This window comes from Vibrio pectenicida (assembly GCA_024347015.1).
Lineage (GTDB): Bacteria > Pseudomonadota > Gammaproteobacteria > Enterobacterales > Vibrionaceae > Vibrio > Vibrio pectenicida.
Genome location: AP024889.1, coordinates 1527602 through 1552759 on the forward strand (window position 1 = coordinate 1527602; position 25158 = coordinate 1552759).

At 39.2% G+C, this 25158-nt stretch carries 19 protein-coding genes; 1 reads left to right on the forward strand and 18 read right to left on the reverse strand.

Going from position 1 to position 25158, the window contains the following annotated elements; genetic code table 11:
- Nucleotides 1-41: 41 nt before the first annotated feature.
- The gene (locus OCV27_RS07200) at nucleotides 42-770 is read left to right on the forward strand and encodes a protease inhibitor I42 family protein (protein ID WP_125320868.1); all 729 of its coding nucleotides are present in this window, start codon (nucleotides 42-44) and stop codon (nucleotides 768-770) included.
- Between the two features lie 146 nt (nucleotides 771-916).
- On the opposite strand, the gene OCV27_RS07205 is transcribed toward OCV27_RS07200, so the two are convergent.
- From OCV27_RS07205 to OCV27_RS07290, 18 genes are all read right to left on the reverse strand, one after another.
- Nucleotides 917-2446 carry a tripartite tricarboxylate transporter permease gene (locus tag OCV27_RS07205; RefSeq protein ID WP_125320867.1) on the reverse strand — a complete coding sequence of 510 codons (1530 nt, stop codon included), beginning with the start codon at nucleotides 2444-2446 and terminating at the stop codon, nucleotides 917-919.
- 12 nt (nucleotides 2447-2458) lie between these two features.
- Entirely contained in the window at nucleotides 2459-2977 is a 519-nt protein-coding gene (locus OCV27_RS07210; RefSeq protein ID WP_125320866.1) for a tripartite tricarboxylate transporter TctB family protein, read from the reverse strand.
- Nucleotides 2978-3132: 155 nt separating this feature from the next.
- A complete protein-coding gene (locus OCV27_RS07215) occupies nucleotides 3133-4104 on the reverse strand; it encodes a tripartite tricarboxylate transporter substrate binding protein (RefSeq protein ID WP_125320865.1) in 972 nt (323 codons plus the stop codon).
- 356 nt (nucleotides 4105-4460) lie between these two features.
- Complete coding sequence (locus OCV27_RS07220) at nucleotides 4461-5429, reverse strand: glycerophosphodiester phosphodiesterase family protein (RefSeq protein WP_185759769.1); 969 nt, start codon at nucleotides 5427-5429, stop codon at nucleotides 4461-4463.
- 125 nt (nucleotides 5430-5554) lie between these two features.
- Complete coding sequence (locus OCV27_RS07225) at nucleotides 5555-6301, reverse strand: protein kinase domain-containing protein (RefSeq protein WP_125320863.1); 747 nt, start codon at nucleotides 6299-6301, stop codon at nucleotides 5555-5557.
- A gap of 1 nt (nucleotide 6302) precedes the next feature.
- The gene (gene tssM, locus OCV27_RS07230; protein ID WP_125320862.1) at nucleotides 6303-9686 is read right to left on the reverse strand and encodes a type VI secretion system membrane subunit TssM; all 3384 of its coding nucleotides are present in this window, start codon (nucleotides 9684-9686) and stop codon (nucleotides 6303-6305) included.
- A 2-nt stretch (nucleotides 9687-9688) separates the two neighbouring features.
- Complete coding sequence (gene icmH, locus OCV27_RS07235; RefSeq protein ID WP_125320861.1) at nucleotides 9689-10891, reverse strand: type IVB secretion system protein IcmH/DotU; 1203 nt, start codon at nucleotides 10889-10891, stop codon at nucleotides 9689-9691.
- 4 nt (nucleotides 10892-10895) lie between these two features.
- Nucleotides 10896-12227, reverse strand: a complete 1332-nt coding sequence (gene tssK, locus OCV27_RS07240) for a type VI secretion system baseplate subunit TssK (RefSeq protein ID WP_125320860.1) — start codon at nucleotides 12225-12227, stop codon at nucleotides 10896-10898.
- 19 nt (nucleotides 12228-12246) lie between these two features.
- Nucleotides 12247-12729 carry a type VI secretion system lipoprotein TssJ gene (gene tssJ / locus OCV27_RS07245; protein ID WP_125320859.1) on the reverse strand — a complete coding sequence of 161 codons (483 nt, stop codon included), beginning with the start codon at nucleotides 12727-12729 and terminating at the stop codon, nucleotides 12247-12249.
- The gene (locus OCV27_RS07250; protein WP_125320858.1) at nucleotides 12729-13667 is read right to left on the reverse strand and encodes an FHA domain-containing protein; all 939 of its coding nucleotides are present in this window, start codon (nucleotides 13665-13667) and stop codon (nucleotides 12729-12731) included. Before OCV27_RS07250 ends, tssJ begins: the two co-directional genes overlap by 1 nt.
- 4 nt (nucleotides 13668-13671) lie before the next feature.
- On the reverse strand, nucleotides 13672-14394 hold the full coding sequence (locus OCV27_RS07255; RefSeq protein WP_245986706.1) for a type 2 periplasmic-binding domain-containing protein: 723 nt from the start codon (nucleotides 14392-14394) through the stop codon (nucleotides 13672-13674).
- Complete coding sequence (locus tag OCV27_RS07260; protein WP_125320857.1) at nucleotides 14391-15383, reverse strand: ABC transporter substrate-binding protein; 993 nt, start codon at nucleotides 15381-15383, stop codon at nucleotides 14391-14393. Before OCV27_RS07260 ends, OCV27_RS07255 begins: the two co-directional genes overlap by 4 nt.
- Nucleotides 15380-17929 carry an MFS transporter gene (locus OCV27_RS07265; protein WP_125320873.1) on the reverse strand — a complete coding sequence of 850 codons (2550 nt, stop codon included), beginning with the start codon at nucleotides 17927-17929 and terminating at the stop codon, nucleotides 15380-15382. The genes OCV27_RS07260 and OCV27_RS07265 overlap by 4 nt, the downstream gene beginning before the upstream one ends.
- Before the next feature lie 20 nt (nucleotides 17930-17949).
- The gene (tssH, locus tag OCV27_RS07270; protein ID WP_125320856.1) at nucleotides 17950-20562 is read right to left on the reverse strand and encodes a type VI secretion system ATPase TssH; all 2613 of its coding nucleotides are present in this window, start codon (nucleotides 20560-20562) and stop codon (nucleotides 17950-17952) included.
- Between the two features lie 61 nt (nucleotides 20563-20623).
- Nucleotides 20624-21553 (reverse strand): type VI secretion system baseplate subunit TssG, encoded by a 930-nt coding sequence (locus OCV27_RS07275; protein ID WP_125320855.1) that lies wholly within the window; start codon nucleotides 21551-21553, stop codon nucleotides 20624-20626.
- An 18-nt stretch (nucleotides 21554-21571) separates the two neighbouring features.
- Complete coding sequence (gene tssF / locus OCV27_RS07280; RefSeq protein WP_125320854.1) at nucleotides 21572-23323, reverse strand: type VI secretion system baseplate subunit TssF; 1752 nt, start codon at nucleotides 23321-23323, stop codon at nucleotides 21572-21574.
- Nucleotides 23316-23738 carry a type VI secretion system baseplate subunit TssE gene (tssE, locus tag OCV27_RS07285; RefSeq protein ID WP_125320853.1) on the reverse strand — a complete coding sequence of 141 codons (423 nt, stop codon included), beginning with the start codon at nucleotides 23736-23738 and terminating at the stop codon, nucleotides 23316-23318. The genes tssF and tssE overlap by 8 nt, the downstream gene beginning before the upstream one ends.
- A complete protein-coding gene (locus OCV27_RS07290) occupies nucleotides 23738-25132 on the reverse strand; it encodes a type VI secretion system contractile sheath domain-containing protein (RefSeq protein WP_125320852.1) in 1395 nt (464 codons plus the stop codon). The genes tssE and OCV27_RS07290 overlap by 1 nt, the downstream gene beginning before the upstream one ends.
- Nucleotides 25133-25158: the final 26 nt, after the last annotated feature.

Genomic DNA, 25158 nt, shown 5'->3' on the forward strand with positions numbered 1-25158 from the left:
AAACATTTTTTTCAATTGAATATTAAGTTAGGAGAAAAGCGATGAACTCATTGCAAAAAAAGCATGTACAAAAAGGCAGTATATTTAAAATTGAACTTAAAGGAAACCAGTCTACGGGTTACCGTTGGTGTTTAAAAACACTTCCGAAAAGTTTCATATTGGTAGGTGAAGATCAACAAGCAGATCTTCATCTACCGCATATGGTTGGTTATGGTGATACGCAAGTATTCTTTTTAAAAGCCGTAGAGAATACACAAGTTGAAGAAGTTCTAGAGTTTGTGAATATGCGGATACGGAGTGAAGACTTAAAAGATATGAAAGTGATGAGCTATAGCATAACAGTTAGTGAGTGTGACACAGATTTACCTTACCAAGTAGTCAATAACTACTTCTACAGTGGGCATATTCCCAAAAATGAGCAGAAATACTATGTGTTTAGCTCTTTGGAAGAATTTCAGCAGGTATTTTCTCCGGCGGCAACCATGGGACGTCAGGTTTGGTTGACTAAACAAGACTTCAAGAAGAATATGGTTTTAGCCGTGGTAGAGCCACAAAAAGATGCTACCACTGAATATCGACTAGAGGCGAAGCCATTCATTAAGAATGATATGTTAGTGATTGATTACCATACTGAAGACACTAAGACACCTGGAACTGAGTATCGCTTTAGTGAAATTTTGATGGTATCACGCGGTAACTACGATCGCGTCGAATTTATTGCCAATGGCAATAAATTAACGGTACCAGTTAAAGAAGAAACAAACGCTTAAAATAGTAGGGATATAGTTTGACTTTCCTACCTCAAAAGAAATACCAGCTAAGCTGGTATTTCTTTTTTTATCTGCTTTGTGGTTATTAACCCAATCATTGCGATTATTGATGGTGAGAGATGGTTCTACATTTAAATAATTGTGCTTTACTGCTCGACTTGTTTTGGTTCAGCTTTAAGCCTAATTAGTAAATTTTTGAATATAGGACTGATCAGAACAAGGATTGCAAGCATAGTGAAAATGAGAGTAATGGGTCGCTCCCATAGGAAGTTTAGTTTACCGTCGCTGAGCATTAGTGTTCTACGCAAGTTTTCTTCCATCAATCCACCAAGAACAAACCCAAGTAGTAGAGGTGCTAACGGGTAGTTTGCTAATCTTAATAAGATGGCTCCGATTGCGATAAACAGCATGATAAAGATATCGATAGTATTGAATGAAACCAGATATACACCTGTAATAGAGAAAAACAATATCATGGTTAATAGTATAGTACGTGGTATGGCAAGTAGTTTTGATATATAAGGGATTAAAGGTAAGTTTAAAATCATCAATACTAGGTTACCAAAATACATAGAAATGATTACAGACCAGAACACGTCAGGGTGCTCAACAAATAATCGAGGGCCAGGTTGAATTCCATAAGCGATAAGTGCCCCAAGCATAATCGCCGTGGTGCCTGACCCCGGAATGCCGAGAGTCAGTAAAGGCACGAATGAGCCACTTGATGCGGCATTATTGGCTGACTCGGGTGCAACTAGACCGCGTATACTCCCTTTACCAAATTCCTCTTTTTTATCCTTAGGCGCTAAATTGCGTTCCATTCCGTAGCTAAGAAATGCAGCTATGGTTGCGCCTGCTCCGGGTAAGATTCCAGTAAAGAAACCCAAAATGGAAGAGCGAATTGATACAGGTGCTACCTCTTTTATTTCCTCTCTGGTGATTTGCATACTGCCGATATCATTTAATCTGCTTTTTTCTTGATTGCGACTATCTTTGTGTTCAGGTTTTAGTATACCCATTAAGGTTTCACCTAAGGCGAATGTAGCCATTGCCAGTAACAAAAAACTAAGTCCATCCATAAGATCGGTTAGGCCAAAAGTAAAACGTTCAACTCCCACACCGTCGTCAATACCGACAGTTGAAAGCATAAGCCCAATTATTGACATCATCCAAGCCTTGAGTATTTGCCCTTTCCCCGAAAAAGCGGCAACTGCTGACAGACCAAGTAGCATAAGAGCAAAGTAGTCGGACGATTGAAAACTGAGAGAAACACTGGCTAAATAAGGCGCCGCAAATAGCAACATTACAGCGGATAAAGTGCCACCAGTAAATGAGGAATAAGCTGCAAGTGCAAGCGCTTTGCCAGCTTGACCTTTTTGTGCCAGTGGGTAACCATCAAAGGCAGTGACTACGGTGGACGAACAGCCTGGTGCATTGATTAAAATTGAAGAGGTCGAACCGCCAAATACGGCGCCATAATATACTCCAGCCATAAGAATTAGGCCTGATGAGGGTTCAAGGCCGTAAGTTATCGGGATGATCAAGGCAATAGCAGAAATGGGACCAAGCCCAGGAAGCATACCAATAAAAGTGCCGGCAAAGCAGCCGAGGATTACCATCATGATGTTCATCGGCATGACGGCGGTGGAAAGGCCTTGTAAGATTCCATCTAACATAGTGCTATTCCTTTATGACATCATAGAAAAAATTACACCAGGCTCTAAATAGATATCTAGGCCTTGTGTGAGCAAGAGGTAAAATGCTATTGCAAATGGAAAGGATGCGCCAAGTAGCAGCTGTTTCCTCCGTTCTCCCAGCAAATAAAAACCAGTCAAAAGAAATATACCAGTCGCAATTACAAAGCCCACATAAGTCAATCCTATACCATATAAAGCCATTAAAATTAAAAAACCAAGTAGAAGCTTGTAGTTAAATTTACCTTTACTGACGGTATGGTTGCTCTGCTTAGCTGTTGCTAGAAGTAGCAAAGATAAAATAATCCCAACATAGGTTAGTAATGTGGGAAGGGTTCTGGCAGTGAAGGGTTCATAATCGTCACTAGGGAAAAGAGGGATCTGTGAGGTTTGGTACCCATAGCTAAGACAGAAAACAAGAAAAATTAGCGCGCTAATGCGATCTCGATTTAGGAGATTATTAATGGGGTGCTTCTGATGTGTCTTAGTACTGCCTGATGGTAAGTTTGACATATTCAATGCTCGTCAATTAAAAAAGAAGAATTCGTACAGGAGGAGCTAAGCAATGAGTAAGGTTAGCTAAAAAGTCATTTTCCTTGGCTGTATAAGGCTAAGCAGTAATGACTTTCTATCTCATACGCGGGTGGAATGAATAGGGAGTAGCTTACCTATTTTAGAAAACCGAGCTCACTCATCAAACGGCCGATTTGCTTTTCTTGACCTTCAAGAAAGGTATAGAAATCCTTATCTGCTTTGTAGTTGTCAATCCAACCATTACGGCTCTTAATTTTTTGCCATTCATCAGTTTTGTACATTTTTTGCAGTGCATGATTCCATTTGTCGACTTGCTCTTGGCTGGTCCCCGGTGCTGCAAAAAAACCTCGCCAATTGGCGAAAATGGTATTGTTACCATACTCAGTTAGAGTTGGAGTGTCAGGTGCGACTTCGAGACGCTTTGGTGCGGTGATCGCGAGGATTTTCACTTGCCCTGATTTTGATAACTCAAGCACTTCACCAAGTCCAGTAGATAAAAGTGTTGTTTCACCTGAGAGAAGGGCCGCTGTCGCTTTTGCTCCCGCATTGTAGGAGATATAGCGTACTTTTCGTGGATCAAAACCTTCATTTTTAAATGCTGCAGCGATTACCAGATGGTCCATGCTTCCTCGTGCAGAACCGCCAGCAATTTTGATTTTACGAGGGTTGTCAATAAAGTCTTTAACAACATCTACCCAACTTGTGTATTGGGAGTTAGCGGAAGTGACTATGGCACCGTAATCAGCGATAGTAGCGGCGACAGGGGTTAAGTCTCGAAAAGATTGAGGAAATATCCCGTTGAGCGATCTGACTACAATGGGTGTCGAGTTTACCATTAAGGTGTTTGGTTGACGTTTGGCGGTCTCAATCAGATGAGAAATGGCTTTACCGCCACCACCTCCTGATAAATTTTGAAATGAGACTTGGTCAACAATCTCTTCTTTGACTAATACATCACCAATGCCTCTAGCTGTCATATCCCAGCCACCACCGGCCCATCCAGGTATGAGAAAATGCAGTTTATCAATATCTGCAGCAATAGATTGGCTAGTTAAAGGACCTGCAATAATAAATGCAATGAGGGGTAGCTTGAGTTTTTTAAACATAGCTCACGTTCCTTATGTGTTATTTTACCAAAAATTGAGCAATTCATATATTATTTACTCATGGTACTAGTTTGTTTAAAACTGAATAAGGGCGTAACACTATTTATATGCAACCGATTTGTCAATGGTGTATTTGTTAAGAAAGTAACGGCCGAAGTTAAATTATTTACATAAAGTTTAATTATGTATTAGTGGTACCTCAGGCCAAAGGCTTGTGAATAGTAAGCCTGTTTGATTATTTTTGAGAGGTTTGTGCTTATGCAATGACTAGGCAACAAACCTCCCCGAGATTAGAACATTTTTATATCAATAAATTTAACTACGAAAGGTTAATATACACCAACGATATTGAGAATTTATTCACATATACTGAGCTTTTGTGTCTCATTTCCATAGCACTGAGCTGCTTTAGGAGAATCGACCATAACGGCGTATACACCTAGTGATTTAGCATACTGGTAATCTTCTAAATTATTGACTCCAATCAATACTATGGTGTTATCGGCGGCATCAAAACATGAGAGGTCTTTCTTAGACCACTTGAAGGTGGTCTTCGTTCGTCCTTCTCCTAGCATAAAATGTTCAACCACTTCTACATTTCGGGTTAACTCAAACGCATGCCAACCAGGCTGATCATCTGTAGCTTTACATTGATTGGAGAGTTTATTACCAAATAAAATATCCCTTGTTTCAGCGCGACTTTTGAAAACATTAAGAGATGAATATGTATTGACTGCATCTGTATAAGCTTCCGATGTCGAATAGATTCGAGTTCGGTCGACTGAGTCGGTTTGTTCAATAACATCTGCGACACTTTCAATATATTTTTTAGCGTCAGCATCTGGTGATTTTAAATCAATGAAGAATTCTGTATGAGGAAACTTTACTAATACATCCTTTAATGTTGGAATCTTGTACAAGTTGTCATTGTCAGATGTTTTACCTTTATAAAACTCATAGCCGGCATCCAAAGTTGCTAAATGTTTAGCTTTCATAGAAGACACTTTTGTCGGTTTGGTTAGTTCAGTTAAAGCAGCTAGATCACTCGGTCTATAAAGTACTGGAATACTATCTTTCGATAATTGCACTGTGATCCAAATAATGTGTGCACCGCGTTGAATAGATGACTCTATAGTTGGTATGGTATTTTCTGGACCATCTGCAGCCCCACCTCGATGGGCAATAATTAAAGGATTACGATCTTCTGATATACCATTTGTATCATCGGATATCTTTGAAGGGGTTTCGTTGGGTATGGTTTCTGAGAAGGCAAACCCTATATGACTAAACATAAGCAAAAATAGTAAAATTTGAATTTTTTTCATATCCATCTCTATGAACAAAGACCTTGGGCTCAAAATTATTGACGGGTATTGAGCCTTTATAAAAACCCGCCTTCGCTATCATAAACGATTGCTGATAGGATTTTTATCCGGTATTAACCTGAGTTTTAATCTTGTAGAGGAAAACAGATGAGTTGTTTAGCGTGCTTGATCTGTTTAGATATTAATATTTGGTAGCGGCTGAAAAGACATTCTAACATGGCAGGCTTGTTTGTTTTGACAAAATCAATCAAAGAGAGCTCAGCGAAGGGGTGAGCTTGCCACATAGTTTGTAGAGAAATAGCCAGAGAGAAAAAGTCGTGTTGTGGTGAAGCCTTGCCAGTACGTAAATATGGACTTAAGGCACAAAATTTAGGAGTTAGAGAAGAGTTGCAGTGGTGCTTGTAGTGCAAACCAATTTCCATGATACTGCCAAAATCGACCAATTTGACCTGACGATTAGGTGTGATGATTAGATTTGAGGGTTTGATATCTCCATGTATATAACCAGTGGCATGCAAAGCACTTAGGGCTTGTTCTGCGCTATTAGTGATCATTTGTTTTTCCTCAAAATCGAGATTAAAAAAACCATCGAAAAATGAGTCAAAAAACTGCAAAATAAGCCAGTCGACTCCCATACTCGAGCCATAATCCAAGTACTTGGGCCAATAGTGCGATCCATATCGATGAAGAAACTCAGCTTCAATTTTTAGCTGCTGCTTGGTTTGTATGCTATGCGCAAATTTAATTATGCTGGGGCCATGACAGGGGTGAGTTGTGAGATAAGTTTGTTGATAGAGTAATGAGTATTGGGAGATGCCCAATACTCTAAATACGGTTGTTACTTTATCGCCAAGTCCAGTTTGCTCATTCATATCAAATACTCGATGGTAATGAGAAAGCCGAGAAAAAATTGGGTACAAATGGGTTATTTTGTCCTTGGGTCTTTATACTCAACTGAACTTGGCTGTCACCGTACTTAATTGCTACTTCTGTCTGCTGAGAAGTGGCTGATGCGACTCTTGGTTCTATAAGCCTAAACCATGCCCAATTGCCTTGAAATTTTTCAGTGGCGATATTGTTAGTTTGAGCTTTGAGTTGAAAACCAACAGAATCTTGTTCGATGGCGGCAGCACTCCAGTTTTGTTTAGTCCACAAACGCGGCCCGTGCTGGTAAGTAAAAAGAGGTTTCTCCCCTTGGATAATAAATTCAGTAACATCAGGGCTCATTTCTTTAGCTTTCAGTTGGAACTGAAGTGACATACTTTGTGGATCAGCCAAAAACAGAGCACTGCGAATATCGCGTGCTTTAGCCAACATTTGCCATACTGAGGGATCTAAAGCAAAGCCGGTATTTGGTAACAATCCATAAAGATAAGGAGAACGCTCTTCTGTAGAGAAATTTTTTAACTTGGTTTGGTAGTATTGATCTAAGGTTCCATCCAACTTGAAGAAAGTTGCAACGTCGGCTGTACTGGCATCTGAACTAGCACTTTTGTTAAATGGGTAATAGGATGCAATTGTGGTTTTGTATGGTTGATAAACTTCTGTTTTCCAAGTGTTATTGAGATAATCATGGGCTAGGCTCATCACTAACTCATTGGATTGTCGTGTTACTTGAGTCAGAATTTGTTGCGAGAATGAAGGTTGTGTTGCTTCCTGTTGAGCCAAAATGGAGATTGGATTGCTAGTCTTTATCGTTGCTGTGAGTGCTTGATAAGCGACTTTTTGTGGTTCTTCTGCTTGGTAGAACTTGTCTAACCATGTTTCAGCTTGAGTCACTTTACCAAGTAAAGAGTCAATGGGCTTGTTTCCTTGTTCGTCCGCAGTGACTTGCTCGTGGAATCGTTCGAAAGCTAGTTGAATTTGTCGTGCAGATTCTTTTTTGTCAATGTCTTGTTCTTCTGGTTGAGCGTTTTTATCTTCAGTGGGTGATTGTGGTAACTCTACGGAGGTGTACTTACTGATTGTATTATAAAGTAAGGCTAAGGGGTTATTCGACGCAGTTGTCAATAATGCCAAGGTTTGTTTTAGCTCGTCAGCATTGGATACACTGGCTATTTTGATATGAGAAATAAAATCACGCCAATAATTAATATAGTCATTTTGGTATCTTTGTTTTAAATCTCGACTAATACGATACATTTCTGAGGCACTAGGAGATGCACCAGCAACCCCTTCGTATGCTTTAAGTGCTTCTTTTATAATTGGTGAGTCGACAGATAAATCTAATTCATTAAACCCAGAAGGTGTATACAAATAAGGTACCATGTAGCCTGCATAGTTTGGTGAAAAAGACATCAGACTTTGAAAGTTACTACCGAGCTCCTGGCGGATATCAATGCGTTTTGAATAAGTTGCTGAATTGAGAATATGCTGATACAGCAGGGTTTCGACCCCAGTTTGACTGATCACTTTTTTTGCCAAGTGTTCCAGTCCTAAATTTGCTTTCATAGGGACGAGACCTTGAGCAAAGACATCATCAAGTAGCATTTCTAATTGGGTAATATTGACACTGTCAGCCTCACCCTGTTCTTCCAAAGTAGTAATAAAGTATTTCTTGAGCGCAGCGATATTACTTCGATCAACATTAAATAGTAAACGATAGTTGTTTAATAAAGATAATGTTTTGGCTTGGTCTTCTAAGTTCACATAGACAAACAAATCTTTTTCCAATGTATTTTCCATTGAAGGGATCAGGACTCTTTGCAACTCGTCGTAATATGCGGTTCGTACGTCATGCACAATACTTGAAGTCGGCATGAAGGGTAATGTATACCAAGGCTTGGGCTCTAGATAGAGTGTATAAATTCGGTTGAGAGAATATAGGTTGGGTATGTTATCAGCCATGCTTTCAATATTGTAAGGTTGTGCAGAAATTGCTTCTTTATATCGTTCAAGCATGGAGTCTGCTTTTGTTTCTATTTTACTTTGATAATCGAAATCTAGTTTTATGTCGATGAGAACAAAAGAAAACAAACTCAACCAAAACAGGGTATAGGCCGTTTGCATCGCCAGTAGTAAATTTTCTTTACGTCGGTTGACGCCTACAAGCTCATGTTCGTTGATGATGGTATGTGTCATCAAATATTGAGCAAATAAAGTTTGTTGTACAGGGATCTGTTGATGTTGCTGAAATTGCTCATAACCCAAGTTTTGATTTACAACATTCGCTAAGACGTCATGTTGTTTTTGAATAGCGCCACTATGCGTGAAATAGAAACCTCTAAAGTTGAGACCATCTTGTAATTGTTCACCACGATATAAACGATATAGGAACTCCCATAGACTTTCTTTAAGTAAAGCGAATTGGTATGGAGCAGAACAAATCGCATTACGATAATCTTGATTTAACTGGGACACTAGTGCAGCGCTCATATTTGAGAGTAATTGGGTAATAAGGTTATCGTATTCTGTATTAAACCAATCTGCTTCAATCCCGCCATGTTTCAATATTGGTGAGGTCGCACCAAATACGTCATTCCTTTTTGCTTCATCAAACCCTGAGAAGAATTGGCAGAAGTCGTTGATTTGTCCCATTTGGGTAATAATATTATAAATAGGAAGATTCAAGCCAAAAACACGATTGAACCCCTTAATCTGTGACTTGATCTGATCGGCCTTTTGCGTAATTGTTTCTGTTGATTCTAAGAACTCTTTTACGTCTGTCGTCAGTATAATACCATTGATAGCTTGACGTGGACGCCATTTATTTAGGTTTTGACATAGTGTTTTAACATAAGAGGTATGCTGTTCTTCCCCTAAGCTCACCGAGATAAGAATGGAATGCTCACTGAGCCAAAATAAAATTGGGAATTCAATATCATTGCCAAAATCATCAACTTTATAGGCTTCATAGCCCATTTGTGTAATGGTACTTTTGTCTTTTATTGGGTTATCACTGAGCAGAATGTAAAAGGGAAGATCGTAGCGACTAGACAGGCGTTTTTTTCTTTTTTGGATGCTTAGCATTGATTTAAAATGCTTTGTTAATAACATACAGCGCTTGTTAATCACTGCTTTTTCTTGATCAGGTGTTTTAGGTTGTGACTTTCTTTTTGAGAGTAGCCAATAAAGAAATAAACCCAATACCAAAGAAGTCAATAAGGTTATCAAAACACCAGCTAAAATATGGGTAGGGTAAGCGAACCTCCAGGTTAATAGTCCACCTAATGCACAAATTGTTGCGACAAAAAGGAATGTCCAAAGTAGGGTGCTTAGCTTGCTATTCTGTGATTGAGATGAGTTTGATTCTACCATTGCTAAGGAGCCTCTGAAGTATTCTTGGTATCACTTGTTGTTTTGCTTTGTACTATGATTGCTTTGATTGAATCTTTGTCGTAGTACCAGTCTTTGATCTCTTCTGCTTGACGAGGAGAATCGCTGCGTATAATGACACGATAGTAAGAACGTACCTGTTCTATGGAAGGCATGTACGCTGACGGCGATAAGCTTTTGATGAATGAGTTGGCATTTTTTTGTGAAGAAAATGTTGCTAGTTGGACTAACCAACCAGACTTACTGGTTTTAATACTTGGCGGTGGTATAGCGTCTATCATTTCGACTTTACTTGCTTTTTTTGGTGGAGCTATAAGGTCGTCATCTTGGCTGATAAATACAATATCTTTTACCTCTCCAGATAAAATATATCGGTCGCTAAATGATGGTAGAGTGGCAAAATCTCGAGCTCTGGGAGGAAGAGTCTCTTTATACCAAAAATGAGTGAGGCCGATACTCAACGCAATTAAAGTACTGAAAAATAAAGTAGTTAATAGATAATGTTTACGCCGAATCGGTTTGCGTGCTTTTGGCTGCTTTACTCGAGTTCGACAATGAATACTGTTACTAGTGCGATATTGAGCAATGACTTGTTCAAGTTGATGGGTGAAAATTTTGAGTTGTTCGCTACCCGTTTCTCGATATTGACCTTTGAAACCAATGTTCAGAAATATATAAATAACTTCCAGTAAATCGATTAGTTTATGAGGCTGACGTATTGCTTTTTCTGCAACGGTAAAAAATAGCTCACCGCCATTACGCATGCCGAATAACTCACTGAGTAGAGTCTTATTTTCCCAACAGCGTTTTTCTCCCCATTCGCTATAAATAATGAGTTCGTCTAATACGACAGCGTATAAAAAGCATAGCTTATCAATGACGGCTACAGGGTAAGTGAGTTCTGAACCTTTGGCCTTGATATCATTGATACTGTTGGCGAGTTGATGCCTCAGAGTTGTCACATCTTGTGGTTCGGGAAGGGTCGATACCTTCAGTGTTGTGGCAAGTAATTCGCTACTAATGTTGAGTAATTGATTCTCTGCCTTATTGAAGCCATTGAGAAAGTTATGTTGATTTTTGGACGCATTGACAGGCGTCCAAGATGAAGTGCTATCTTCATTAACCTTTTCTGTAAATTCAGACTTGTCAGTGTTCCAAACTAAGGTTTCTTCGTCTAAGTAATCCATGGCATTACCTCAACGCATATAGCATAACGTCTAGTTCGTTTATGCGAGTGTCAACATGCAAAGCAATAGCATCACGATTCTCTAACATCTCTAACCACATTCTATCTGAAGTGTCGACCTCAAAATAAGCTACGCCTTGCATTGGTTTGAGTTCACTTGGTGCGACAGGAAGGGGAGCAAGTTTGATACCTGATAAGCTGTTTCGCACCAGTTCAACTATTCTTGCATTGTTGCCTAACTTGGCAGCAATTGGAAATAGTTCATTTAGCTCTGAGCTACTAATATTGGATTTAACTGCCAGAACAAATCGACGATTTGATACGCTGGCAGTATCTTTGATGAGTGTTCTTAACAAGCGGCGTCTTTCAAACAATGAAGAATCCCAACTAAATTCTACAACAGAATCTTGTTGAACCATTGTTAGCATATTTCGAAGGTTTGCAAACAGAGGATTAAAGCTCTCATACAGTTTTTGGTATTGCAGACTACTACAAGATTCTGGTATCGCAGGTGTTAAAGCCATAATCTGAGCCTCAAATTTCCTCAGTTCTAAGTAAATCTCATGAGTTTGAAACTTCGGGTTGTTAATCGTGAGATCGAACCAAGGTAGCCATGTATTTAATGTTTGTAACCATAAATAATCCTGCATCATTGACTGCGGGCTCTTTTGACCTTGTCCTGCTTCAATACGCTTAAGTAAACTATTGGCTCTGTTTGCAGATAGTGCGTGTATCTCCTTCATTCTTTCAACCAATAACATGGATGCTCCATAATGAAGGCATGCAGGAATGAAAGATCGATCCAGAACCACTTCGCCAGATTCAATACATTCCAGTATTTTTGCAATTGGTATAAGAGTAAATCCAGAGGTATCTTCGCCTTCAATTTTTATTGAAACATTTAATTGGGCAACATCTATTTCAACACTAGCATTCTCAGACGTTGAGGTATCAAATACATTTATTGATTGAGTTATGTACCGACTTTGTTCTGATTCATCATGGCCGTAATCGTTGTTCCCTTGTAGAGAAATTGGCAATGCTAAATAAGCAATTGTTTCAATAGTTCCTTGAGGTATGTCCCGTGCAATTTCTTCTTTGAGGTCAAATTGTGTTCCGTCCGGAAAAACACCTGATGAAGAAGATACTGATAGCTTACCAATTTTGAGCAAACTATGATTAATGGTTAACTCAGTCACACCATAAAAAGGAGAAAATCCTGCCAGTGTCTCAATGTTTTGGCGGATGTAGTTTTGAACATAACGATCCTGCTGCTGAAAATGCTGTGGGGCAATAAACATGCCTTCTTGCCATACCACTTTTTTGAATGCGTCCACGTAATTCCCTCAAATATGATTAAAACAGTTTCCACCAGGGTGAGTCTGGCTTGATCACTTCTAATTTGGTTTTATCGCCTGAAATGCTCAATTGTAGATACTCATCAGAATTTTGGGGTAGCACTGAAACCGACTTAGGCTCACTGTTTTGATAGTCGATGAATTCGACTAATATTGCTACATACTGAGTCTGGCTATTGATATCTAGAGTGAGCTTGACGTCGCTGCCCGGGATAACCACGGGTAATATTTGCTTGGATATTAGATTAGCACTAAGTAATTGAACATCATTACTATACAAATCTATAAATGGTTGTTGCTTAAACATTTGTGCATCAGTCAATTGATATAACCTTACTACTACGGGATTCGAGGTGTTCGATTCGGACGGGTTAGTAGATTTATCAGACTGTATTGCTAATGAGTATTGTGTAACTACGGGCGTTGGATCTGATGAGCATCCAAGCAGAAATAAGGCCCAAACAAAACACCACTTAGCCATTACTTTTCCTCTCTATTTTTTTGCATGTTTTCCATAAAGAGGGCTTTAAATTGGCGTCTAAAATCACCATTTTCTTGGCGATGTTGGAAGTGTTTCCGATAGATTCTCCAGTACTTCTTCTCTTTACTTGTAAAAAGCCCACCAGAAATATAATCATTAAATTGTCTTTCTAACTGGCTGGGTGCAAACTCATTCAAAAACTGGTCAACGGTTTGATCAAGCGCTTTAAATAGAACTTCATGATGTAACGCCGGGTTGGCTAAGTATTTTTGGTTTTTCTCAGTTATCGATAGTATTTTTTCCAATGAAGTCTCTATTGGGGTGTCAGTTTTTGAACTGACTGGCAGTAATTCAGAACCATTCGCTTGATGAACTATGGTAGAGTCGGAGCTGTCATCTTCAATATGTTGAGAGATGAGTTCATCATCTAAGTCTTTGAATGGATCTGCAGCAAAAGGGTCGTCACTAAGCACACTTTCTTGAGCAAAGTTATTTGCTTTTTCATTCAATATTGACGGCGGGTTCTCTTCAAGAAAGTCAGTTTCATCATTATCAAGTTGTAGTGAAAAAGGTTCAGAAAACAATGGTTCGTCCTCGATTGTTTCTTTAGGTTGCTTAGATGAAACTAAAGTGGAAACCAGCATGGTATAACGTTCTACTTTGAGAATATCTCCATCATTGAGAGGATACTCTTTTTCCTTCACCATGGTCTTATCGTTGAGTGAAATTGAATTCTGACCAGTACTTTTTACACAGTAACCACTGTCTGTATAACGAACACTACCATGGACTCTTGAAATACGCTTGCTTTGGTCTGGCAAGGATATGTCACATGAAGAAGAACGCCCAAAATCGCCCCCTGTTTCAGGTAGGTACACGACTCTAGAAGTGACTACCTCATCAGAGGGTACAGAGATCAAATGAATACTAATGGTCATTTGTTTACCCCTCACATTTTAAAATTGCTGAATTAAATACCGCTAAAAATCCTGAATATTTTTTGAGAAAATATTTGGAGAAATAGACTCCCATAGGCTTTGAGTCCTTGAGTTGAGATTGAAAGAAATCCAGAGGGAGAGTGGCTGTTTCCAACTCTCGCTGAAACACTTTTTCATCTTCTAATACTACGTCTATTTCTCTTTGTTTCAGTAGTTTTAATAGTACTTTAGCATCTCTAGGTTGTTTAACGACATTAAAGCCATTACGTTTTAGCCAAAACCATTTACTGGACCCAAATTTGGCTGAAAAATTGAGGTTTACTTTGGTGAGTTCGTTAATAATTGGCTTAATTCCTCGCCCAAAATACCAACGTAGTTCCTGTTGGGCTATAGCCGTTGATAGTGTTGCATACTCATCACGCTCAGCAGTTTGTGTTGCTATAAAAAATCCGTGTTGTAGCCCGCTTTGGACTCGTAACTGTGCATCAGCCCAAGAGGTCATCGTAATCTGATAAGGTTGCCCCATACTATTTAAAGCACATTTGACCTTGTCGAGTGCTAATCCTTGCATTTCCTCATTGATATAGCCTTGATAAGGTGGCCAGTTCTGTGTGGTTAACTGCAGGCGAGCAGGACCAAATACCGGCTGCGCCGATACAGCAGTGATAAGAGTAGTACTGAGTGAAAATAGTATGAATAAAGTAAAATACTGCATAGTTTTTTTCATTCATTTCCTCCAATTAGTTCGGAGATTTTTAAAATTGAAACGGGTGGATAATAGTCAAGTTTCTGAGCAGCCCCCACGTTGACTATGTACGAGTATTGAGTCAAGGATTCGATTGGAATTTCACTAGCAGGGAATTGTCCTGTTAGGATTTGTTCTGCTTTATAACCTGCAAATTGACCTGCATTATAGTAACGACTGACGATACCAAAGAGAGCGTCATTATTTCTTATCGGTGACTCTGTAGCTGAAAAAGTGGCAATACCGTGTTGATGGAGGTTATCTACGATGTTTTTACCCTGGCTGATAATGTACGAATCGGGCGGTAGGTAGGCCAATTGTACGCCATCTTCTTGCATCATGTTTACGACTTTATCTATTGAATCGGAATCTGGTTTATCATTTCGTGTTCGAAGAGGGTATAGGAATACATCTTTTTTGAATTCTGACGAGAGTGCTTGAATATTTCGTGCCGTTACCACTGAGTTATTTTCCAAAGGGTTGAATATGATGCCGATAGTTTCTAGTCCTGTTAGTTGGCTAATTGCTTTCAATTGAACATTGTGAGGAACGATATGGCTAACACCTGTAAAATTACGATGGGGGCCTTGAAGAGAGTTAACAATCTTTGACCCAACGGGATCTGTTACAATACTAAAGACGACAGGTGTATTGCTCTGTTCTCTAAAAGAACTTGGGTAGTTTTCAGTACCGAGCAAACCTAGTGTAATTGTTGTACCAAAGGTATAGATTAAATCTGGGCTTAATCTATCAGCACTTTTTAAGTGATTTGCTAATAATGTCTTATCTCGCTTTGCATCCAAAATGGTATAGTGGGCTGGTATTTTGTCTGATAGGTAATCCATGAACCCTCGCTCGGCGTCAGTGATTCCTCTCCAAAGCACCATGACAATATGTTTATCGTCTTTTGATGGTTCTGCTGGTGCTTCAAACGGCAGGATAGCCAGTATAGCTAAAAGTAAAATTCTCATTCCACTACCTCCATTTGTTTTTTGTCTTGACGGACGAAGATGTTGTAACAACTCAGAAAAAATATAGAGCTTATAAGTAACGTAACACCGAACAGCATAATGGTGCTTTGAAAACCTAAAATGCTTAGGCATAAGCCCGCTAAAATAGGCCCGGAAATATTCCCGATTCGTTCGATTAACCGGAATATACCGATTGTTTTCCCTTTATCTAAATTGGACTCACCTAAAAGCTCTATAACAAGTGGCACTTGAGGTGAAACTCCAACTCCGTGAGCGATACCAACTAAAATTACAATCAAGAGTAAGCCAAGAGAGCCCGGGAATACAACGATGCTGATCAGTGCAACTGCCGACAAAATACCACCAACAAAGATGAAGGTGATTTTGTTGTTCCACCTATCTATCAATATGGCTGAAAGCGGAGCAAAAAATACAATTGCTAAGCCGTATGTCATCATAATGCGTCCTGATACGGCGTTATTTTCTCCAAGAGATTGCAGGTAAACAGGACATATATAGTATAAAAAGCCAGTTAAGATAATTTTAGCAGGTATAGCACTGAAGAAGGCAATAAGAGCAAAGTATTTATTAGTCAGTAGTTTTTTAAAGTCAGATAGCTTGACAGGTCTACTTGTAGAATTAGGCTTACTGCGGTCGAATACGCTAAAAACAAGTATCACTCCTACCATGGCTAAAATTGATGCTAACGCAAATGTCATTGAATAACCAAGCTTGTCAGCTAAAATTCCACCGATAGCAGCACCGCACAGTGATCCAGAGAAAAATGCCGAAGAAAATGTCGACATCCCTTTGGTCCTATTATGAGAAGCAGTTGTATCAGTGATATACCCTTGAGCTGAGATAAACACAATGCCATAGCCGATAGCTGTGATTATTCTGGTAATGAGCAAGATTTCTAAGTTTGGGCTTACCGCCGTTGCAATTAGGCCTCCAGAAATAATCATTCCGCCTACAATAAGTGACTTTCGTCTACCAACTTTATCAGACCAATGCCCTGCAAAAGGTAAAGAGATTGCCCAGAAAAGCATGAAGAGAGAAATAGATATACCAGTAACTAGCTCTTTAGGTATCAGATGAAATACACTCGGTATGTTATTAACAAAATCTGGGAAAAAAGCCAGCGATGTTGCTTCAGCAAATATCAATATGAATAGTGGTAATCTAACAAAACGATAATCCTGAATATTTTTACTTGAAAACGTTTTTTCATCGAACGTTCTTTGTACTAACTGATTCAGTTTGTTTAATAATATGCTGAGCTCATCATTTGACTGGACACGAACGAGATGCGGATGTTGATGACCTTCATCGATATTGATTAGCTGCTTTATTTGTTTCCATGGTTTAATAATCATCGCGTTACAGACAAACAAAATGATTTCGATAACAAACAGGCCAGACGCTATTAGGACCGTCAACATGTCCATAATACTATCTTTAATCATTTGTGGAATGATATTAGTATCTGCCATCATTTGGAGCTGAATTGTACCTGTATTACCTATTGGGATAGACAACAGACTTGCATCTTCGTAGTTTGGAAAAACATCCGGATATTGATAGATAGCATCCATTTCCTTTTCGATACGAATAGACAATAGCTCTGGATGATTGCTTATATAGGAAGAAAACTCTTGTTCCAAACCCGTTAATCTGCCTAGAGGTATACCTTTTTCAACTAAGCGACTAACCATGGTAGATAGAGTATCCCCAATAAGGTTAGACTTTTGTTCTAACTGCTCTTGATATATGGCAGAAAACATGGTTAATGATTGATGCGAACTACCAAGATTTGAAGCGACAGTTAAAAGGATCGCCAAAATAATGATTAGTAGTGGGAAGTATTTGGCTCGAATACGCTCCCAACCTGATCGAGCTTTATTGAGTATAATAAGATCCTTTATTGACCGAAGGATTTGTCTGTCAGGTAAGTCTTCAACATTGGTTAGGTCTGTTGCCGATTGAATTTTACTTAGTAGGAAGTCAAGTAAGGCATTAAGTATTAAATACCCTAAAACTGAAGCAACTAAGACCCATAATAAGGTGTATAGAATCTGCTGAGAAAGTAAACTACTTTTTATTTCATCTAAGTAATGTGGGGAGTAATAGAGTCTTAGCTCTCCTTCTTTAACATTAAATGTATTAGTAATGTCCGAAGTGATCAGTCGGTCAGAGTCAAATTTAGCAACGCCGGTCGAAAACAATACCTCACCATCATTGTTGACCACTTGTATATTGTTAATCCCATCAACCAGTTCAGAGCGCCTTTCTATAAGGGCTTGAATATTTGAAATGGAAGACAAGGGTAACCCAAGCCCCATGGTTTGACGGATATCATTATCTGTTTCGTCTACCACTACTTGGAAGGTCGAGTCACTAGTTTGAGTCAGCCTTTTATCAAAGTTGAGATAGTTTAACGTTGTATTTAGGCCATTAGAGAACAGCAAGACAACGACGATAGCAAAAATCAATTTGAATCGTAGAGAGATAAATCGTTTTGAGCTATTTATATATCCAGTATCCATCTTGCTGTTCAATCTCATACCTATTGAATGGTTAACTCAAAACCTGTTGCATTGTTTGCCGCTATGACCGACACCTGAGAAATAGGTTGTTGTAAACTAAGCCTATTAATACATTCTTCCGCGAGTTTTGGCATTAAGGAGCGGTTTATGATCTGTTCAACAGCCCGTCCACCTGTGGTTGGGTCAGTATTTTTGGCAACAACATAGTTAATAAACCCTTTATCCCATGTAAAAGAAGCCTGATATTGCTCGGCTAATTTTTTCTTTATCCGGTTTAGAGATATCTCTGTGATTTTAGATAACTCGTCATCGTTGAGTGGGTAATAGGGGACAATGGTAGTCCGACCTAAGAATGCAGGCTTAAAATAGTGTTGCAGGTCTGGGCGTATAGCTTCGAGCAACTCGTCGTTATTTAAGCGTTCGCTATTGTTGGCACATACATCGCAAATTGCTTGATCAGCGGCGTTGGACGTCATAATGATAATGGTATTTTTGAAGTCAACGGTGCGGCCTTCACTGTCTTTGATATGTCCCTTATCAAAAATCTGATAAAACAAGTCGTGCACTCCTGGGTGAGCTTTCTCCATTTCATCCAGTAGAAGTACAGAATATGGATTACGACGAATAGCTTCTGTTAAAACACCACCTTCGCCAAAGCCAACGTAACCTGCGGGTGAACCGAGGAGCATAGATATCTTATGTTCTTCCTTAAACTCAGTCATATTGATTACTGTCAGATCACTGTTACCACCGTATAACTGCTCAGCAAGAGCCATAGCGGTTTCTGTTTTACCAACCCCACTTGGACCACACATTAGAAATACGCCAATAGGTTTACGATTATCTGTTAACCCTGCACGTGATATACGAATCGCTTTAGCTAGTTCCTGTTTGGCAACATTCTGTCCAATAACGCGTTTGTCGAGTTCTTCTTCTAAAGACAAAAGGCGGGCTATTTCATCACTCATCATGTTACCAACTGGAATTCCTGTCCAATTAGCAATCACTTGAGCGATTGTATTGTCATCAACCATTGCATTAACAAGAGGTTCATCTCCTTGCAATGCCGTGAGTTTATCGATCAATTGATTGAGTTTATCTTGTTGTGCTTTATCGATTTTTTCACTAGCTTGAGCATCACTGATTCCTTGCTGGAGTTGCTTAATGTCGTTAACAATCTCAACTTCTTGTTTCCATCTTGACTGGTAATCGGTTAATTTTTTTTCATTAGCCGTAATCTGTAAGATCAGTTGCTCTATTTCGTCTTCAGCGGCTCCAAATAGAGCATTTTCTTTTTCGAGAGCAGTTCTTTCATTATTTTGGTAACGAATATTTTGCTCAAGGGATTCGATAATTTCTGGCTTTGCCCCCTGTGTTAAAGCAATACGTGCACTAGCCGTATCTAAAAGACTGATGGCTTTATCTGGGAGCTGACGGCTAGGTAGATAACGAATGGATAAATGGACGGCAGCAGCAATCGCTGATTCAGCGATAAAGGCACCATGGTGTTCCTGCAAAGATGCAGCAATCCCTCTAAGCATTTGTTTCGCATCTTCTGCATTTGGTTCTTCAATGGACACGACTTGAAAGCGTCTTGTGAGAGCTGGGTCTTTTTCAAAATATTTTTTATACTCAGCCCAAGTGGTTGCGGCAATTGTCTTAAACTCTCCACGAGCTAATGCAGGTTTAAGTAAATTTGCCGCATCATTTTGACCAGCGGTGCCACCTGCACCAATTAGGGTGTGAGCTTCATCGATAAACACGATAATAGGGACTTCGCTATTTTTCACTTCATTAATGACATCTTTTAGACGGTTTTCAAATTCACCTTTAACACTCGCTCCAGCCTGGATCAGTCCTAGATCTAAAGAGTGAATTTGTACACCTTGAAGCGCCCCAGGAACTTCATTTTCAGCGATTCTTAGAGCTAAACCTTCAACAACCGCAGTTTTTCCAACGCCAGGTTCCCCGACCATAATTGGATTGTTTTGTCTTTTTCTGCAAAGAATATCTATGGCTTTGCGAACTTCGGCATTACGACCAGATATGGGATCAATTTTACCATCTAAAGCTTGCTGGGTAAGGTTGGTTGTGTATTTACTTAGAGCATCATTACCGATAGGAGAGGTAGCGCTACCACCAGTACTTTGGGGGCTATTTTTCGCTTTGGTGACAGTTGCTTTGTTGGTGAGTCCTTGCAGTGATTCTAAAGAAACATTTTGCAGACTTTCGAGTTGAAGTGTGTTCATACCGAGTACATTTTGCTGCAGTAGTGCCTGGATAAGATGCAGACTGATAATCTCACCATGACCATAATTGACAGAAGCAATCATCCAAGCATCTTTGACAATTTCTGTAAGTGCTTGGCTTAGGGTTGGTTGGCTTTCATTTCCTTTAGGCAAGCGAGAAATTTTAGAAGATAACTCGTTTATCAAATTATCTTGGGATAAGTTTTGTGACTGGATAAGATTAGCTAGGTGCTTGTCTTGTTGAGAGAGAAGCTGTAATAACCAGTGTTCTATCTCAATTGAAGGGACATTTTGATTCATGGCTGCGCCGGCTGAAACTTCAAGTGCTTGTTTCAACTCAGGTGACAGTTTAGCGACTAAATTTGTTAGTGTAACTTGTGTCATACCGTTTTCCTTGTATCTCAAAGGCAGTTAATACCTAGCTCATCGTTTATCCTGAAGTGGTTTACTTCAGAAGAATACTTACTATTTGTTGAGGTTTTCTTTCTGGCGCAAGGCAGTCCACTTCACCCAATTTCGCCGCATTGTATTTGTTACTAGAGAGCCTTGGTCGATTTAAATATTCTCGCTTAACATTAAGGTAAACAGAGGTTGGGGTATTATCGCCAAGATAATGTTGGATAAGTTCTTTCATATGCTTTGCGAGTAATGGATCAGATTGTATTGTGACAAGCTCGCTTTCTGTTTTAGGGGTGATATACACCAGAAGGTGGCTAAAATGCGTTAAGCATGTTTTTCCGAGTAAAAAACCATGGCCCACTCGACTATTAAAATGCGCATCTTTGCCTATCCGAGTTAAAGAGTCATAAGGTAATTGGCGTCTTTCATTTACCTTTGTTGAGACGTTTACGTCAAAAGAAAAATAATCATTAAGTATCTGCGAAAGCGTACTTAAGTTTCTTTGTCCTTGATTGAGAAGCATCGAGTATTGGAAGTACTTCGCATGTGCTTTGCTTAGTGCTGCAAGATTGTTGAGTAATGATGTTTTGTCGGGCTGAATTTCATTTTGAACCACTAGCCAAGCTCGTGCTTCTAAATGACTAATTAATTCAAAATAGCGTTGATTGAATACATCAAGGAAATTTTTTAAAGCGTGCTCATCTCGATGGAGAGCGGATAGCAGCTCTTCATAAATGTAATTTGGAATGACACCTTTTACTCCAGATAAAGCCTGTTTTGCTAGCCGAAGCTTAAAGCGATTGTTTTTTAGCGAAAAGTATTGAATCTCACTAGCATCACCTGTAGGCATAGCCTCAGCTTTTAATTCAAGCTTAACTCTAGTTGGACTCTGATTTATCCAGTGTGTTAGCAGTCTCATCGCTTGAGCGAAGTCATATTGTTGCGGGTATTGGCTTAGATCGCTTATCAAAGACATAGAATTCCCAGTTAGCAATTACATTGCTAACTGACTCCCATGTATTTTAGGGTAGCGTTTAGCGATGCCATCCCTACCATAAATTTTTACAGATAGTTGAATATACCTGTCGAAGCTACAAAACTGTTGGAAAAAACGATTGAGTACATCGCTAAAAGCAAGAAAGCCGTTTTGTGTATCAAGTGTCAATTCGATTTCACTCCCAGGTGAAAATACATTTTTCCCCATAATGCGTATCGCGGAAACCTGCGACTTAACAGACACATGATGAATTGTTTGGACTTCTTCTGCTGCTACTTGCTCTCTACTACATAGCAGCAGCATCTGCTTGAACTTCTCGGTAGGGTTTTCAGCGTGTAACAAAGATGAAAAGTTACCATTTAAAAGGCCGACGAACTGCCAATGAAGGTTTAAATTCTGCTCTCGCTCAATCGGTGCAGTTGGTGGGTATATGGCGGTGAAAGTACCGAGTACATCTATATTCTCTGAACATTCCATTTCTCCGTCAATACCGCAAGATTGTTTTCCATTTGTACAGAGTAGGTTAGTACCGTATAACTTACTAAATTCCAATTCGTGAGTAGGCTTTAGGCTAATGGCAAGCCTAAATTGCCCAGATAAATTTCTGGCACTTTGCCAGTAGTCAGTGGTGGGGTCAGATTGGTAACTATCTCGAAATAGTGGTGTTAAAGGTTTTTCTCCTTGCGGTGTTATTTCAAACACACTTTTTACTTCAACAATTTCTATGTCACTATCACTGTGAGCATCTGCATTGACAGGTATGGTAAGGCATCGTTGATCATAGCTTGTTGGCTCGCCAGTTTGTTCAAATAGATTGACAGCAGGGATTACATCGAGTTTAAAGACGTGATTGTCGAACAATCTCATGAACTCTGCTGGAATCGCATTCATAAATAAATTGATCTTAATTTCAGAACTGTCAATTTTTTTTGCAGCTTGACCAAAATCTTTCAGACGAAAAAATTGACGTTTTTCTTTGAAGAAAAAAAACTCACTGATGAGCTGGAAGCCAGAAAATTGATTCCCTTTTTGTGGTAAGAAGAGAAATTTAAGATCGCTAATACGACTTTTCAATTTATCTGCTAATAACACTATATGTTTCTCGCAGCTTATATCTGAAATTGATATTGCTTTTGTTTGGCCGAGTAGTAACTCAATGATAGAGTCAGCATTATTTTCGAACCCTTGTACGAATAAATCTAAATCTTGATGGTTTAGCTGTGAGAAACGAATGCTTGGGTCACCTGTTGAAAGTGAAAGCTGAATGACCGCAGTTGATTGTTCTGTTCCTGCTGGCCGATTAAACTTGAAAGGAGCGCTCGAAGCCGTAGTATCAACTAACCTAAAAGGTGCAGTTTCTAAAGTATCTACTGTAGTGAATTGACACATTCTACCTTTGGCATCAGAGGTAAAATGAGATCCTTTTGGAATAATTGTCGATTCAGGTGAGTCACCTTGCGGAGACAAATGTATGTAGGCAACGCTGGGTATGGTTTGAGTATAACTTGGGTAGATAACATTAAGTAATCCTTCGACCACTTCAGGCAATTGTTCAGAGAGTTGTTTTTCTATAGTTGCGTTTAAAAGAGCGACACCATCTAGAAGACGCGCAAGGCTTGGGTCTTCAATCTGTCCTTGATGAATATTAAGTCGTTCTGCATGCTCGGGATGTTGTTGACCAAACTGCCCGAGTGCCCGGCGTACAAATGTTAGCTCTTGTTCAAAATAACGCATTAAAGGATCAGTCATAGCTATCCTCCATCATTATAGTGGTTAGATCGTTAAGAGAAATTTTGGAGTCAAAGATCAGTTCTTGCTCTCCTTTCGACGTATTGGCTCTGGCAATAATATTAAATACTAATGCGTTTTCATTATCGTTACGTTCTAAAAGTTCGACCATGACCTGCGAAAGACGGGGCTCAAAGTGACGAATATAACTCTCTAAGCGAATCGAAAGTTGTGCTTGATCCAGGCTAGCACTGAGTAACTGTACGTCCTCAATTCCAAAACGTAGGTTGGAGCGCTGTAGTTGAATGAATCTATCATCGATATTCAATAGCGGTGACTCTGACTCAAGTAGTTTGATTAAATGATATTTTATATCGTCTATCTCTTCTTTCTGAGCGTATCCTTTTGTTTCTATAAATGCTTTCCAAAACCCCACTAGGCCACCTCATCTAGCTCTGTGGTGAGTATGACTTCACCAGTAAAGTGGTCGTATTGATATTGAGGTGCGATCCTCAATGTGCAGACAAAGCTCCCAGGTTGAGCCTCTGATTCAGCCACAGATATCTTGGCGAAGCTAAGCGGGTATTTTGCAAGTGTCTCTTCGTTAGCATAGGTTACATTACTGGAGAACTTTTCAATCCATTGAGTTAAAAAAAGCTCGCATTCAGATGCTGTATTAAAGCTTCCCAGCATTTCACGTACTTGTACTTTTAGGTAATGAGCAATACGACAAGACATTAGGCTGGTTTGGATCTGGGTTAAAACCTTGTCATTATCGGATTTTCCGCTTTGCCATATAGAGTTATTACCATTGAAAAAATATTTATCAGTTAGAGGGCTTTTAGTTAGGGGAATAAAACCATGTTGAGCATAAAATGTTGATATTTTACCAAATAATACCACATTGGTTTGAGGTTCACGGATAAACAAGCATTCATGTTCGTCAATATTGATTACTGCACCTTGAGATTTGTCATTCCAGCGAGATTTGAGAAAGCCAAACCAATTAACTCTATGGTATTCACGCATAATAGTTGAAATAAAAGCAAAACCTGCATTCCCCCACAGCCCGGTTCCAAGTTCATTGTAAATAAAGCCTACTTTTGTATTTTGGTATCGATACCGCATACGTATTGATGGCATAACAAACCCAACAAAACGACAGCTCTGCTTGTTACGAAGTGATTGCCATGCTTGAAAATCTGGGCCCGAAATGATTTTTTCAATCCTGCTTATGTCAGAAATCCAATCGGCACCAGATTCAACAAAAAACTTATCATTTGTTGAGAAAATCATGGGACATAATGTGGACTCGCCAAGTTTACTGATTAATTCGACGGTAAATAAATCGTCATAGTCAGCATCAAAATCCATATCGACATTGACAGGGTGGGTAAATAAAATACAACCAAATGGATGGCCACCCAAAGTATTAAGCTCTTTGTTGCCAATTTTGTTAAATAGATTCGATGCTTTAATATTATATGCTTGATTGACATCAGCAGAGACTTCTTTCCACTGCATATCAAGTACTTTAACTCGAACGCGTTGATTATTTACAGGTAAACTTGCTAATCCCTGCAAGCCTAACCAACTACTGTGAAGTTGTTCAAAGTCTTTGTGATGTATAATATTGTCCATTTGATGAGACAGTTTTTTATCTAAGAAAGCGATCAATTTAGCTATGAAATTGATTAGAGAAGGTTTGTCGGCTAAAGCATCTGAGTTTATTTCAGACAACATAGAGAGCGCCTCTTTGAGAAAGTCGCTGTTTGTGCTGTCTAGTTTCGAAAACTGTTGCTGCCAATCAATATTGAAATTTACTCGCATACTACCCTTAGAACTAAATCAAAAAA